We start from the raw sequence: 12,678 nt of genomic DNA on the forward strand, positions 1-12,678 counted from the left end.
TCGGACGGAGGGGCTCTCATGGTCGAACGGACCAAAATCATCGATACGGACGTCCATAACTACCAAGCGGACGCCGCCCTGCTGCCCTATTTGCCCGAACCGTGGCGAACCCGCGTGGCGGCTTCGGGCATCGGATATGCGTACTCGGGGTATTATTCGCACGTAGGGGTCATGAAGAAGGACGCCATCCCGCCGGAAGGCGGCATCGCGGGATCGGATCCCGACTTGCTCGTCAAGCAGTTGGTGGAAGCGTACGATGTGGAGTACGCCGTCTTGACCGGGGTCGTATACAACATCTCCGCGACCCACGACCCGGACTACGCCGCGGCGATCTGTTCGGCGTACAACGACTATCTCATCGCGGAATGGCTCGGGAAGCATAGGGCGTTCAAGGGCGCCATCGCGGTGTCCACGTTAGACCCGCAGCTGGCAGCCAGGGAAATCGATCGGGTCGGCGGTCATCCGGACATCGTGGAGGTCATCATTTCAAGCGCGGCGCGCTCCCCGCTCGGCCAACGGTTCTACCACCCGATTTACGAAGCTGCGGAGCGGAACGGCCTACCGGTCGCCATCCATCCCGGGGCGGAAGGCGGGGGCAGCTCGACGCCTCCCACCGCCGCCGGCTATCCGGCGAGATACATTGAATGGCATACGTGCTTGTCTCAGATGTTCATGGCGCATCTCGTGAGCATGGTTTGCGAAGGCGTGTTCGTGAAATATCCGAAGCTCAAGGTCGTCCTCGTCGAAGGCGGCATCGCCTGGCTTCCTCCCCTGCTGTGGCGGCTCGATAAAAACTATAAGGCGCTCCGGGCGTCGGTGCCTTGGCTGACAAGACTGCCGAGCGAATACGTCCGGGATCACTGCTTCTTGACGACGCAGCCGATCGAGGAGCCGGACAACCCGCAGCATCTGATCGACCTGTTCAATATGTTCGACGCCGAAAACATGATCCTGTATTCCAGCGATTATCCGCATTGGGATTTCGACGCGCCGGACGCGATTTTGAAAAAGCTGAAGCCGGAAGCGAGACGCAAAGTGTTTTACGAGAATGCGAAAACGCTCTATCGCTTGTAGAAACGGAGGACCGATATGGCGGTACATTACGTGCTAGATGCGGACGACGTTCCCGAAGGCGGCCATACGACCGTACTCGTCGAAGGTCGCGACATCGTCGTCTACCGGATCGACGGGCAATTTTACGCGCTGCACAACTATTGCCCCCATCAAGGCGCTCCCCTGTGCAGAGGTCTCGTCTCCGGCACGAACCTGCCCTCCGACGTGTACCGATACGAATACGGCCGGGAGCGGGAGATCGTCCGCTGTCCCTGGCACGGGTGGGAGTTCGAGATCAAGACGGGAAAGTCGTTATTCAGCGATCGCGTCCGGGTGAAGAAGTACGAAACGGACGTCCTCGAAGGGAAGGTCGGCATCGTGCTCGAACATCGGTAAATCGGGTAAGAGAGGGCGGCTAGCCCCCGTCTTCCCACACCACCGTACGTGTGGGTCCGCATCGCTTTTCAGCCCTTTCGCTTCCCATAGGGAGGTCGGAAGGGCATTGTTCATGAATCGGGACAATTCCCATGGCCGCGCCGCGAAGATGCTGTCCTCCGAGCGGCCCGTTCGGGTTCGCCGAACGCTCGAAGGTTCCGCATGCTCTCGTCCCCGCTAGCCGCTTACCTTTTGGTAAGTACCTGAAAATAATGTGCATACTTAAAACTCGGGATCATTGCCATTATACTCATGAATAAAGGAGGGATCACATGAAAACCCTGGTGATTGTAACGCACCCAAGCATTGAAACGTCAACGATCAATAAACGGCTGGTAGAAGAATTAAAAAAGTTTTCGGAAAAGTATACCGTCCATGATTTGTACAAGACATACCCCGACGGAAACATTGATGTAGGGAGCGAACAGAGACTGGTAGAGTCGCATGGCAATCTAGTTTTGCAGTTCCCGATCTTCTGGTTCAATTGCCCGCCGCTGTTGAAAAAATGGCTTGACGATGTATTAACTTACGGCTGGGGCTATGGTTCGAGCAACGGGAACCAAATGAAAAATCGAAAAGTCGCTCTAGCCGTGTCAACCGGGATCAGACGAAAGGAATATAGTTCTGACGGGAAATACAGGTATGCGTTAAAGCAACTGCTAACACCGTTTGAAACAACGTTCCACTACTGCAATGCGGACTACCGCTCGTTCTTTGCTGTTTATGGTAAGGAGGGCGACGAAGCGTCAGCTGTCGAAGACAATAGACCGACGACCAACGTATTGGAAGAGAGAGCACATGAATATCTTCGCTTTATAGATACTCTGTAAGGCATAAACCCTTCAGGAGGATGATTCAAGCCTCCTGTTTTTCTCTCCCCACTCACACATCATATGCAAAATTGGAATGACCGATTGCCCGAGTTCCGTTAAGGAATATTCAACTTTCGGGGGGATTTGGGCATAATCTTTGCGTAGGATTAGTCCGTCAGCTTCGAGTTCTTTTAGCATGATGCTTAACGTTTTGAAAGGAATGCCGCTAATTCTACGCATCATTTCATTGGGGCGTAGAACATTGTGTTCGGCCAGACAATATAGAATGGTCATTTTATACTTGCCGCCAATAACGGACAGCGTATAACCGAAACCGGTTTCTTTCTGATTCACGCCATATGGAACACAGGTCCCACGATTAACGTCCATAAAGATTACACTTCCTTTATTGTTTTTTACATTAAACTTCCTAAATCCCTCTCAACTTTCATTTATTATTTAAGTTCCCCTGCTTAGAATACTATCCCTGATTAAAGCAACTGTATCAGACATAATGCCCCACCAGTTAGAATGAACCGTCCCCTCCCCCTAGTTTACATTAGGGTCAAGTTCTTGTCGCGCATCTACAACGGGTTAAGTTCTTGTCGTTGTCCCGCGACAAGAACTTGTCCGATTCAAAATAAAAACCCGCATTTTAGGCGGGTATTAATCGGGTTATGTTCTTGTCGGGCGACAAGATCTTGATCCTTTTGTCGATACTGGAACATACATTCGCGAATTAAAACCTCAAGCAAGAAACGGCTGCCTTCAGTGAAGCAGCCGTTTTCGTCTGGCCTTGGATCTTATTCTTGTCCCCATTCGTGCAATCCTTTTCAGTTCATAACGAGCTTACGAACTCCTATACTTCTCCGGCGTCATGCCGACCGACCTCGCGAATGCACGGTAAAACTGGCTGGGGCTCGAGAAGCCGAGGCTGCAGCTGACGTCCGTCACTGACAGATCGGTCCGCTCGAGCAGTCGCTTGGCTTCCTCGATTCGCAGGCGAAGCACGTACTGGTACGGTGGCACGCCGACGGCGTTTTTAAACGAACGTATGAAATGGAACCTGCTTTGCAAAGCAATCGATGCCAGCTCTTCAATATGAATCTCATCCGAGTAATGTGCATGAATATATTCAAGCACGAGTCTCAGGTAAGGATCGGATGTAAAAACGCCCACAGGCAGGTCGGTATTCGCCTTGGATGCATTTTCGTGACTCCCGGCCAGAGAGCCTAGCAAAAAATGAAGCACCCCCGTCTCTACCTCTTCTTGCGCCAACCGATCGGTCGGATCGCATTCCAGCAACGCCCTCATCCACCGACGGAAATGTCCGCTAACTACGGTCGGATCGAACTCCTGTTGAACGGAAAACTCCAGTTCAGTGTAAGGAACGAGCTTTTTCAAGCTGCTGCGGTCAATTCTAAAAACAAGCACCTCCGCACCATGCCCTATATGAAAGTAATGATTCTCGTGCGGATGCTGAACAAGCCCTTTGCCGCCGGCTACCATATACTCCTTATTCTCCTGCGTAAAAAAACATGTTCCGGTTACGGGTACTGTCACTTGGAACTCGCCTTCATGAGCGTGAGGCAGGTTGGAAAACTGTCCTCCGATGCGCCATAACTCCAGCAGTGGCGTAGTTATCTGTACGATCATGTGCAATCACCTGCCACCCATTATATCAAATATTGCTTTCATGAAGCGCAATTATCGCGAAGACGTCTTCCTGGCTCTTAGATAAGATGAGGTATAAAAACAGGTGATGTCCATGTCTTCAACAACAAGCTCAACTGCAGTTGCGGAAAAATCAGTCGGCAGGAGTGCATCCGTCCTGCTAATCGGCGTCAGCGTTGCACATCTGCTGAACGATGCGATGCAGTCAGTCGTACCTGCGGTTTTTCCGCTGTTCCAGCAATCGATGAAGCTGAGCTTCGCCCAGATAGGGTGGGTCGCCTTTACTCTCAATGTGATGGCGTCTGTGCTTCAGCCGCTGATCGGCGCGTATACCGACCGCCGGCCGATGCCGATGCTTCTCCCCTTGGGGATGCTGTTTACGCTATTAGGCATGGTTGGAATGGCTATTGCCTCTAGCCTGACCATGTTAATCATCTCGGCAGCCTTGATCGGCATCGGATCTTCGATCCTGCATCCGGAGTCTTCCCGGGTCGCGCACCTTACCGCAGGTAAGGGCAGGGGGCTGGCTCAGTCGGTGTTTCAGGTCGGCGGTAATACCGGACAGGCGTTGGCGCCTCTTTTGGTTGCTTTTGTCATAGCCCCACAGGGGCAGCTTGGTTTTCTGTGGTTTACATTGCTGGCCATAGCCGGCATCTTTATTCAGACTTACGTTGCCAGGTGGTATGCTCGCCATGTCCGAAATTCGGCCAGAGCCGAGCACCGTTCGGCAAATTGGGGCCAAGATTCGCTCAGCAGAAGTTTTGTTGTCTTCGTGCTCAGCGTGCTGATTGTGCTGCTGTTTTCCAAATTCGTGTACTTGGCCAGTATGACCGGCTATTACGCCTTCTATTACATGGACAAATACCAGCTCCCACTAGAAAAAGCCCAGCTCTCATTGTTTGCGCTCCAGTTTTCCGGAATGCTAGGAACGCTGCTTGGCGGTCCGCTGGCCGATCGCTTCGGGCGGAAGAAGATCATCTGGTTCTCAATCCTCGGCACAGCGCCGTTCTCGATACTGCTGCCTTATGCCGGTCCGGTCGGCTCCATCCTACTCTGCTTGGCCGTGGGCGCCATCCTGATGTCCGGCTTTTCCGTCATTATCGTGTATGCTCAAGAAATGCTTCCAGGTAAAGTAGGAACGATTGCAGGGCTCTTATTCGGGCTGTCCTTCGGTATGGGGGGACTCGGATCAGTGCTTTTGGGTTGGCTGATCGACCATACGAACGTGACCTACGTTATCCACCTTTGCGCGTATTTGCCGATGTTGGGCGTGTTTGCATTTCTGCTGCCCAAGGATGCCAAGTTGCTTCGAGAATAAAATGATAAAATTCCAGAACCATTCCAGAACCCCTCCAGAATTTGGTCGGCTGATTCTTCCGTAAGTCCCTATATTGCTGTTAAATGGCAGCCGGTCCTTAGCCGACTGCCATCGTTAGTTTAGAAAGATGTTTTTTAGTTCATCGTAATACTTTTTTGGATAAGAGATATTGTTTTCAATAAAAAAACGTGACTGTTGTTTGAACATATTGATGAAACGGTCTTTACCAATGCATAAACTCCCCAATTCATCAACGTCGCCCTGTACTTGGACAATATCATTTTTTATATCAACAATAACAGTCATATAGGTTTTTTCTTTGTATAAAACAACACAGGTTACTTGTTGTTTAACTAAATCAACATGAGGATATTCATTACGTACTCCCGTTGGCTTATAAATTGTATATCCAACATTAGATATATCTTTGTTATCATTCATGTTTGCACCTCGCCATACTGTTGCTTTTTGAAGTTGGCGTAAGGGGTCCCCTAAATATCCAAAGCCAGTTCATTAGACGCTCGTAATCTTACGTTCGTTCTTAAAGATCGAAGTATACCCCGACCTCGACATGTTTCACCGTGCAGTCGGCGCGAACCGGACGCGCCGGGCTGGTTCATGGTCGTTGGAACCCTCGTATCAAGGACGAATGTAGATTGGTATCCGAAATCGTCCTTTTCATTTCAGCATCTTCCCCCTGTCAGCCTCCGATTTTCACAGATCTCTTGTGCGCTGCACGATATAACTTCGGCGGGACACCTTTCCTTTCCTTAAACACTCTCGAAAACGTTTGCGAATGATCGAAGCCGACTTCGAACGCAATATCTATGATGCTCATCGAGGTGGTCGCCAAGAGACTTGCGGCCCTTTCAACGCGTAAGGTGTGAAGATAATCGGTGAAATTTCGGCCAGCATACTGTTTGAAGATTCGGCTAATGTAGGCCGGGTTCCAATCGAACTTTTCGGCTAAATGGGTGAGCGTGATTTCCTCTCGGAAGTTCAGATGTAGGTAATAAATCAAATCTTGGATATTTTTTTTAGATGTGGGGAACGGTGAAGAAGTTTGTTTCGTTGAATGATTGGTTCTTACTATGTAAACGAGGGCCTCAAGAAGCATCGAATGCAGCAAAGTATCCTTACCGAAGCGGTCGTTCTCGTATTCGTTCCGCATCGACTGAAAAAGTTGCTGCATGAAGACGGTCTGTTCCTCGTCTAATTCGTAGAGGGAAGGATGGCCCTGCCCGGTTTTCAACAGATACTTCGTCAATTCACGATCGGAGATGGAAAACAAAAGCTGGACATCAAACATGCAGTTGATTTTATGCACAGGCGAATCTTCGATATGGATTTCATGAATGTGATGCGGAAGAAGAAATGACACGGTCCCTCGCTTGAAGCGGTGCGGCTTACCGTTTAGGATTTCTGTGCCCGATCCTTCCAGAACAAGGCTAAGCTCTGCGAAATTGTGATGATGGAGCGGATAATTCCTCGTCATTTGTTTTTCCAAAATGAAAATCGGCAGTTGACTCTTGCCGAATATCCTATTCGTTAAAGCATCCTCATATAAAGGTATATGTATCATACACGTCCCCCTCCTTCTCATTTTTTCCATTCTACCATATAAAAAAAAGAACTCTCTAGAAATTATAGAGAGTTCTTACCTAGTTTCCTATTAAAATGAATAGCGCCACAACTCTGTATCATTATGTTTGTAATACAGGTTGCCGTCACGGTCCGCCGTCAGCATGTCTGCTCCGTCGGATTTTATGATTGTAATCGCTTTGTCGTCTTTGTTTATTTTAAACAAATATTTATTGCCTATCGTTCCGTATATAGAATTCGGGTCTTTATCGACGATTACAAGATCGGCATCCCGATAGGTACCTTCAGGGTGTTGCACGTCCGGGAATTTCTCTTCGAAATATTCGAAGGTTTGGCTTTCGGGGTCAAATATGAACAGATACCCTTCGGCCATTCCCCATAGCTTCCCATCCACGACTACCAATTCCGTGATCGCAGTCAGCTTTCGGCCACCTTCTCCCGGCAAGCTGTATTCAGCCGTCTTCGCCCCGGTTATTGGATCATATATAAACAGCTTCGCTTCCGTTTGCGTCGGGGTACTCGAATATCCTCCTCGGATCGTCGAGCCGCCATAGAGCAGACCGTCGTAATAGGCAAGCGCGATAATACTCTGATCCGTTATTATATTCCTATGGACGGTCGCAGTTCCGGTCTCGTAGTCGTAAACAGACAAAGCTCCTTCCCTCTGGCCGGTTTCCCCGGTCGTGCCCATGAATACTTTGTTATCCCCATAAGCTATAGCCTTGGGACGATCTTGGTCATATGGAGCCGTGTGGATGAGAAGCCTCGGATTGACGCCCGGCAGCCAGGGTTGTTCAGGGTCATACTCATACAAGTATCCTCCGGGATACACTCCTAAATAAAGCTTTCCGTTGTAAGATTCCATTCGGTCAATCTGCGTGATCGGCGCGTACACATATTCGGGCTGCCTGTCGTTGGAATCTCCTCTGTAAGGCGTGTAAACACCCAAACCGCCGTATTGAAAAGCGCTTGTATAAATTTTTCCGTCAGGCCCATTTCCGATGCTGTTAATCGCCCCAGGAATCCGAGGTGTGCCCTCGACGCGGGCCATACGGAAGTTTCCGTTCTGCGGATTATATTTCACAATATACGTTTCATTGTTCGTGTTCGAGACGGCAACCAGCGTTTCTCCCGGATAATTCTCCTGATCCTCCAGCGTAATCCACCCGAACCGTTGAACGCGACCGGGGACTGAATTTCCGGTGGACATAACCGTCTTGGAAGCAATATCATAATGAACCAGAATGTCGCGTTGAATGAGGTAAACGCCGCCGTCCCTCACCGGCGAGACCCGTGGATCCGTCCCGGCAATTGCAATATCCTCCGTCACCGCCACGGTTCCGTCCGCCTGTTCCGTCACGTGCAGTACGACCACTTTGCCTCCAATCGATACGAATACGCGATCGCCTTCGTATTCGACGGCGCCGGCCAGCGAAGTCACCTTATGTGGAGCCGGTAATATATCAACCATATTCCCGGTTGCATGGTCGTACCGGATGACGGAGGCATACGATCCGACCGCTAAGTAGGAGACATTACGTTCAACATCGTGATCCAGCGCTCGGACATAGTTATAATCTTCACCCGGAGGCTCGTAGACCGGTCTGTCGCCGATTTGCGTGAACCCTTTCACCGGGTCGTATTCAAAGAAGCCGACGCCGGGATATGTACCGCCGTATACTTTACCATCCGTGCCCGCTGCGAGATCCCACACAAACTCTTCATTCGTCAGCGGAGCGCCGAGATCGGTCATTGCCGCATCACCTGGCACATATTTATACATTCTGCCGTTCTGATAAGAGCCTAAGTAAACCGTGCCATCCGTAGCAGTTGCCGCAGCCCACACTCCCGTTGGATTTACATCTCCTTGGGGCAGTGTTATGGCGCTTGCCACCCTTTCTGAATCTGCATCGATCACTTGCATAATTGGCCGATCGTTTGCATTGCCCGTTATAACGGAATAGATCTTGTCCTGATTTTCTCCAATGCCGAATGTAGATCCAAGAGGAGCGGAAGTTCCCACCTGTACGCCCAGATTGGTAAAGTCTTTCGTAAACCTTACGTTATCCCAATATGCCGTTCCCTCGTTAGAAATACCGGAATGCAGGAGAATCGTTGCATAAGAGGTCCCCTCAGGCGCCTTCATACTCGTCTGAATCGTGCCCCATCCTTCGGCCGGCCCAGCGGTTGAGCTCGTTTCGTCCAACAACTGCCCCGAGGAATTGTAGAATCGGAGGTGCAATTCCGCGGTTCCGCTTTCAACCAGCACATCAGCGAAGGCGACATAAGACGCGCCAGTCTCGGCTGCAAAGTAATCGCTCTCCAATCCGAAGCTTCGCGATGCTTTAACGTCGTATATGCGGACGCTGTGCCGTCCTTCACTGGCCAGTTCATCCGTAATAAAGATGCCGCTGCCATTCTCGTCCTGATCGTTTCCATTGTCCTTATTCACTGTCTGCGTCCAACCGGCTAAATCCTGCTCGAAGCCATAATTCCAAACCCAAGTATCCGCCGCGAAGACGTCATGCCCGAAGCCCGAAACAGTGATCGGAGCAGCCAACAATACCGTCAGCAACCTTCGGAACGGAAATTGGCTCCGCACGCTCCTTATGCTCATCACAGAAGATTCCTCCATTCAATAAGAAGATATAGTTATCCTGAGACAACGATTATTCTCCCATGATTTCGCATGACGGTAGCGACTTTTTCTTACTTTGTACCGTCAAATCTTTACATGTCCCACACCTCAGTACCAATACGATGTTGCCCGATCGATCCGTCGGCACCTTAACTTGCGTTTCAGCCCGTTAATTTTTTCCGTCCGTTTGCTTAAACTTCGCAGATAAGAGCACCTCCTTGATGGTGTTGGGTTTCGAACCCGTGGACAAACTCATCCTACCGAGGTTCACGTCGCACGAACTGTGAACTTTCGCGGCAATGCCCTTGGTAACATTTGTCCGATTGTCCGCAGAACCACCGAATGCCCCTTAAATGGTCACCGTTATATCTAAGTACAAGTTTTGACAAGCTTGTTATCCGCCTGTGACAAGAACTTATCGGGCATACAAAATATGATCCGAACTATAAGCGGGTTCATTCCGAATTATACTCGTGCTTGTTACGTTAAATCCGTAAGCAGTTGCTTGTACTTCTTGTAATGGCCACTGACCCGATCCACGATGACGTTGTAGGCAAGTTGGTTTTTCGCGAGGTTCGCCATCTCGGCGTCGATATCGACGTTGTTCAGATTATTATTAACAACGGTATCTGTAGACTCAATGATTTTATACGGTACCGTAGAGAAGTCGGATTTGGTTGGAAGATGCTTCGAATGCGTGCGCCGGAGTTGGACGTTCCGGTCGTCATCGGCGGCAAGTCTTTTGCGAAGCTCTTCCTGGAAAATGACCGATTGCGTTTTATATCGAGGTGTATCGACGTTAGCGATGTTGTTCGCAATTACTCGATTTTTAAGAACAAGTACGTTTAGCATCGATTCATTTATCTTCGACGTTCGAGATTCAAACATAAAGGCATCAACCTTTCTAAGATCACAGCGTTCTGTGGCGTTCTCTCGTAATCTATTTATACGAAAAAAGACGAAGAGGGCTTCAGAGGCAGCGTACTCTTCAACTAATCTGCCAGTTAGCAGAATGAGGCGATCGGTTCCATACATTTGAATTATCGTCCCCGTCAGCTTACTTCAGTTTCTTTTATAAGAGGATGTACAAACCGATACAAGTGGGTGGAAAACATGCCAACGATTAAACTTATTGGACCAAGCAAACTATAGCCCCAGCTAAAGTAAGGAAGCGCCTCCGAGCCAACAAAATCAATTATGTTTTCCATGTTGACAACCTTATCTCCCCCACCGTCACCGCCGCCTGCTACGAAAAGAGCACCAATAAGCAAAATACCAGCTCTCTCGGCAAGCATCAAACTTAAAATAAACCAAAGTGCGTACTTTCGCTCCTTCCAGGCATGTGTAGAATATAATCCTGATAAAACATACGGCAGAGTAAGCATAACAATCCCCACAATGACTCCCATCGTCCGAGATCGATCCAGAGGAACACCCGAAATAAAAATGGAAACTGTCCCTGCCAAATAAAAACACATTATATATGAAACGAATATAAGCATATAACCATTTGCAATTTTACCCATTTAACAATCCCTCCTTGCGCGATTGATAACCTTCGTATTAGTTGTATTTTCCCGCTATTTCCCTATTTAAAACCACCGCGAATATGACCGCCGATATTCCGCGGCAGCCTAATTTTGAGTAAACTCGACGTTAAGTAAATTCAAGAGTTAAATACTAACGCCGGATTACCTGCGAATGTGGATTCGAAACAACTTCCGTTCGAGAATTCCGAAATAGTCCTTGTCCAAAATGCCTTTGCTGGTAGGTTTTTTTTCAACCACGCAACACTCCATTTTCCCTTGAACATCGCAAACAATTCATTTGCAACTGCTTTTCCAATTCCTTTCCTCTGATACTTCTTCATTATGAAAAATTCCGCTATGGAGAATTTAGGTTCCGTGTCGTCTGCAACTGTAATTTCCCTAATTAAAACAAAACCAGCCAACTTTTCTGAGACTATAACAAAGAAGGGATAACGCCCCTCCTCGGTCCAGTAATGGTCGAGATACTTATAATCATAAAGACCATATTCGTTGACGTCATTATCGCAATCATCCTCGAATTGACTCATATCGTATTGGTATAATTCCATTAGGTTACGTAATATGGCTTTCTTCTCGAATGAAACCTTTAACAGTTCCATCTACATCCCTCCTTCGTGCGAACAGATCGTAAATTTATCATAGAACTAATCCGCCAGTTACTTCAATGAACGGCGGCAACCGATCGTTCATACCGAGGCGCTTCTCTTTTAACAAATCCCATTTCTTGGGCTATACAGGAATGTTTAGCGTAACATCCATGTCCTTTGTATATTCCGTATATCCTTCCAAGACAAACATGTCAATAATAGCTTGATTTGTTGAACGTGTAAGACCGAGATCATCTGCGTTAATAATTACATATCGTTCTGACGAGCTTAACTCAATCATTTGGCTATGCCCTCCTATTATGTTTTAAACCTAATAAGTCCCGAAAACAAAGAAAAGGGCACAAACACTCTTTGGTGTTTGCGCCCTCATAAGTCGAGGGAAGAATAGGCTGCCAGATGGCGGATGAGGCCGCCGATCGACTCTTCGGCAGCCTCGTCATGATGTTTATTGGGCTATCGTACCGTTAACGTAACAGAAAGGCGAACCCTACGCCCTTTTTGTGAAAATTTGGAAGGTGACGCCGAATTTGTCGGTTACCATCCCGTACGCGGGGCTGAAGTAGACCTCCTGCAGGGGGTGATCGACCTGTCCGCCCACTTTCAACGCCTCGTAATACTTCTGGGCCTGCTCCTTATCAGCGATGGTGATGCAGATGTTTACCTGCTTGCCTTGCGCGAACCGGACCCCCGGATCCGTATCGGCGACGAACAAATCCGTTCCTCCGATCTTCAGAACGGAATGAGCCACTCTGTCCCTCGCCTGCTCCGACACCCCTTGTCCAGCTTCGCCGAAGGTCTGCTTGAATACCACCTTTGCGTCCAACGCTTGCTCGTAAAAGGCAATCGCTTCACGAGCGCCTCCGTCCAGCATAATATACGGGGTCAGTTGCACTTCCATAGTTATACAGCTCCTTCAACCTTTGGGATTGATCTTTCTTTCTCTGATAGTGTAATCTTTAATAGTGACAACTCCTGTCATAATCAGTAG

General features: G+C 48.8%; 13 protein-coding genes. 4 read left to right on the forward strand and 9 right to left on the reverse strand.

The features are described 5' to 3' along the window. Positions 1-18: 18 nt before the first annotated feature. The 3 genes from RIN49_RS00160 to RIN49_RS00170 all read left to right on the forward strand — a co-directional run bounded on the left by RIN49_RS00160 (position 19) and on the right by RIN49_RS00170 (position 2,318). The gene (locus tag RIN49_RS00160) at positions 19-1,074 is read left to right on the forward strand and encodes an amidohydrolase family protein (RefSeq protein ID WP_309118138.1); all 1,056 of its coding nucleotides are present in this window, start codon (positions 19-21) and stop codon (positions 1,072-1,074) included. Positions 1,075-1,089: 15 nt separating this feature from the next. Next, the gene (locus tag RIN49_RS00165) at positions 1,090-1,449 is read left to right on the forward strand and encodes a Rieske (2Fe-2S) protein (RefSeq protein ID WP_309118139.1); all 360 of its coding nucleotides are present in this window, start codon (positions 1,090-1,092) and stop codon (positions 1,447-1,449) included. Positions 1,450-1,760: 311 nt separating this feature from the next. Next, positions 1,761-2,318, forward strand: coding sequence for an NAD(P)H-dependent oxidoreductase (locus RIN49_RS00170; RefSeq protein ID WP_309118140.1), 558 nt, complete (start codon positions 1,761-1,763; stop codon positions 2,316-2,318). A 12-nt stretch (positions 2,319-2,330) separates the two neighbouring features. On the opposite strand, the gene RIN49_RS00175 is transcribed toward RIN49_RS00170, so the two are convergent. Together RIN49_RS00175 and RIN49_RS00180 are read right to left on the reverse strand one after the other, a co-directional pair. Then, the gene (locus RIN49_RS00175) at positions 2,331-2,690 is read right to left on the reverse strand and encodes a winged helix-turn-helix transcriptional regulator (protein WP_309118141.1); all 360 of its coding nucleotides are present in this window, start codon (positions 2,688-2,690) and stop codon (positions 2,331-2,333) included. Between the two features lie 459 nt (positions 2,691-3,149). After that, positions 3,150-3,956 (reverse strand): AraC family transcriptional regulator, encoded by an 807-nt coding sequence (locus RIN49_RS00180; protein WP_309118142.1) that lies wholly within the window; start codon positions 3,954-3,956, stop codon positions 3,150-3,152. 106 nt (positions 3,957-4,062) lie between these two features. Here RIN49_RS00180 and RIN49_RS00185 point away from each other — a divergent pair, with 106 nt between their 5' ends. Further along, the gene (locus tag RIN49_RS00185) at positions 4,063-5,292 is read left to right on the forward strand and encodes an MFS transporter (protein ID WP_375295198.1); all 1,230 of its coding nucleotides are present in this window, start codon (positions 4,063-4,065) and stop codon (positions 5,290-5,292) included. A gap of 114 nt (positions 5,293-5,406) precedes the next feature. Here RIN49_RS00185 and RIN49_RS00190 read toward each other — a convergent pair whose 3' ends face one another. The 7 genes from RIN49_RS00190 to RIN49_RS00220 all read right to left on the reverse strand — a co-directional run bounded on the left by RIN49_RS00190 (position 5,407) and on the right by RIN49_RS00220 (position 12,588). Then, positions 5,407-5,733, reverse strand: a complete 327-nt coding sequence (locus RIN49_RS00190; RefSeq protein WP_309118143.1) for a hypothetical protein — start codon at positions 5,731-5,733, stop codon at positions 5,407-5,409. A gap of 259 nt (positions 5,734-5,992) precedes the next feature. Beyond that, positions 5,993-6,874, reverse strand: a complete 882-nt coding sequence (locus RIN49_RS00195; RefSeq protein ID WP_309118144.1) for an AraC family transcriptional regulator — start codon at positions 6,872-6,874, stop codon at positions 5,993-5,995. Positions 6,875-6,964: 90 nt separating this feature from the next. Beyond that, positions 6,965-9,514, reverse strand: coding sequence for a ligand-binding sensor domain-containing protein (locus tag RIN49_RS00200; RefSeq protein WP_309118145.1), 2,550 nt, complete (start codon positions 9,512-9,514; stop codon positions 6,965-6,967). Between the two features lie 498 nt (positions 9,515-10,012). Further along, positions 10,013-10,567 (reverse strand): flagellar basal body rod protein FlgB, encoded by a 555-nt coding sequence (flgB, locus tag RIN49_RS00205; RefSeq protein ID WP_309118146.1) that lies wholly within the window; start codon positions 10,565-10,567, stop codon positions 10,013-10,015. 17 nt (positions 10,568-10,584) lie between these two features. Next, a complete protein-coding gene (locus RIN49_RS00210) occupies positions 10,585-11,058 on the reverse strand; it encodes a hypothetical protein (protein WP_309118147.1) in 474 nt (157 codons plus the stop codon). 140 nt (positions 11,059-11,198) lie between these two features. Next, positions 11,199-11,681, reverse strand: coding sequence for a GNAT family N-acetyltransferase (locus tag RIN49_RS00215; protein WP_309118148.1), 483 nt, complete (start codon positions 11,679-11,681; stop codon positions 11,199-11,201). A gap of 496 nt (positions 11,682-12,177) precedes the next feature. Then, a complete protein-coding gene (locus RIN49_RS00220) occupies positions 12,178-12,588 on the reverse strand; it encodes a VOC family protein (protein ID WP_309118149.1) in 411 nt (136 codons plus the stop codon). Positions 12,589-12,678 lie beyond the last annotated feature (90 nt).

It is taken from the genome of Paenibacillus sp., from assembly GCF_031177825.1.
Classification (GTDB): Bacteria; Bacillota; Bacilli; order Paenibacillales; family YIM-B00363; genus Paenibacillus_AE.

Coding starts and splice junctions, on each gene's coding strand:
- RIN49_RS00160 (WP_309118138.1), top strand. CDS start 19: ATGGTCGAACGGACCAAAATCATCGATACGGACGTCCATAACTACCAA.
- RIN49_RS00165 (WP_309118139.1), top strand. CDS start 1,090: ATGGCGGTACATTACGTGCTAGATGCGGACGACGTTCCCGAAGGCGGC.
- RIN49_RS00170 (WP_309118140.1), top strand. CDS start 1,761: ATGAAAACCCTGGTGATTGTAACGCACCCAAGCATTGAAACGTCAACG.
- RIN49_RS00175 (WP_309118141.1), bottom strand. CDS start 2,690: ATGGACGTTAATCGTGGGACCTGTGTTCCATATGGCGTGAATCAGAAA.
- RIN49_RS00180 (WP_309118142.1), bottom strand. CDS start 3,956: ATGATCGTACAGATAACTACGCCACTGCTGGAGTTATGGCGCATCGGA.
- RIN49_RS00185 (WP_375295198.1), top strand. CDS start 4,063: ATGTCCATGTCTTCAACAACAAGCTCAACTGCAGTTGCGGAAAAATCA.
- RIN49_RS00190 (WP_309118143.1), bottom strand. CDS start 5,733: ATGAATGATAACAAAGATATATCTAATGTTGGATATACAATTTATAAG.
- RIN49_RS00195 (WP_309118144.1), bottom strand. CDS start 6,874: ATGATACATATACCTTTATATGAGGATGCTTTAACGAATAGGATATTC.
- flgB (WP_309118146.1), bottom strand. CDS start 10,567: ATGTATGGAACCGATCGCCTCATTCTGCTAACTGGCAGATTAGTTGAA.
- RIN49_RS00210 (WP_309118147.1), bottom strand. CDS start 11,058: ATGGGTAAAATTGCAAATGGTTATATGCTTATATTCGTTTCATATATA.
- RIN49_RS00215 (WP_309118148.1), bottom strand. CDS start 11,681: ATGGAACTGTTAAAGGTTTCATTCGAGAAGAAAGCCATATTACGTAAC.
- RIN49_RS00220 (WP_309118149.1), bottom strand. CDS start 12,588: ATGGAAGTGCAACTGACCCCGTATATTATGCTGGACGGAGGCGCTCGT.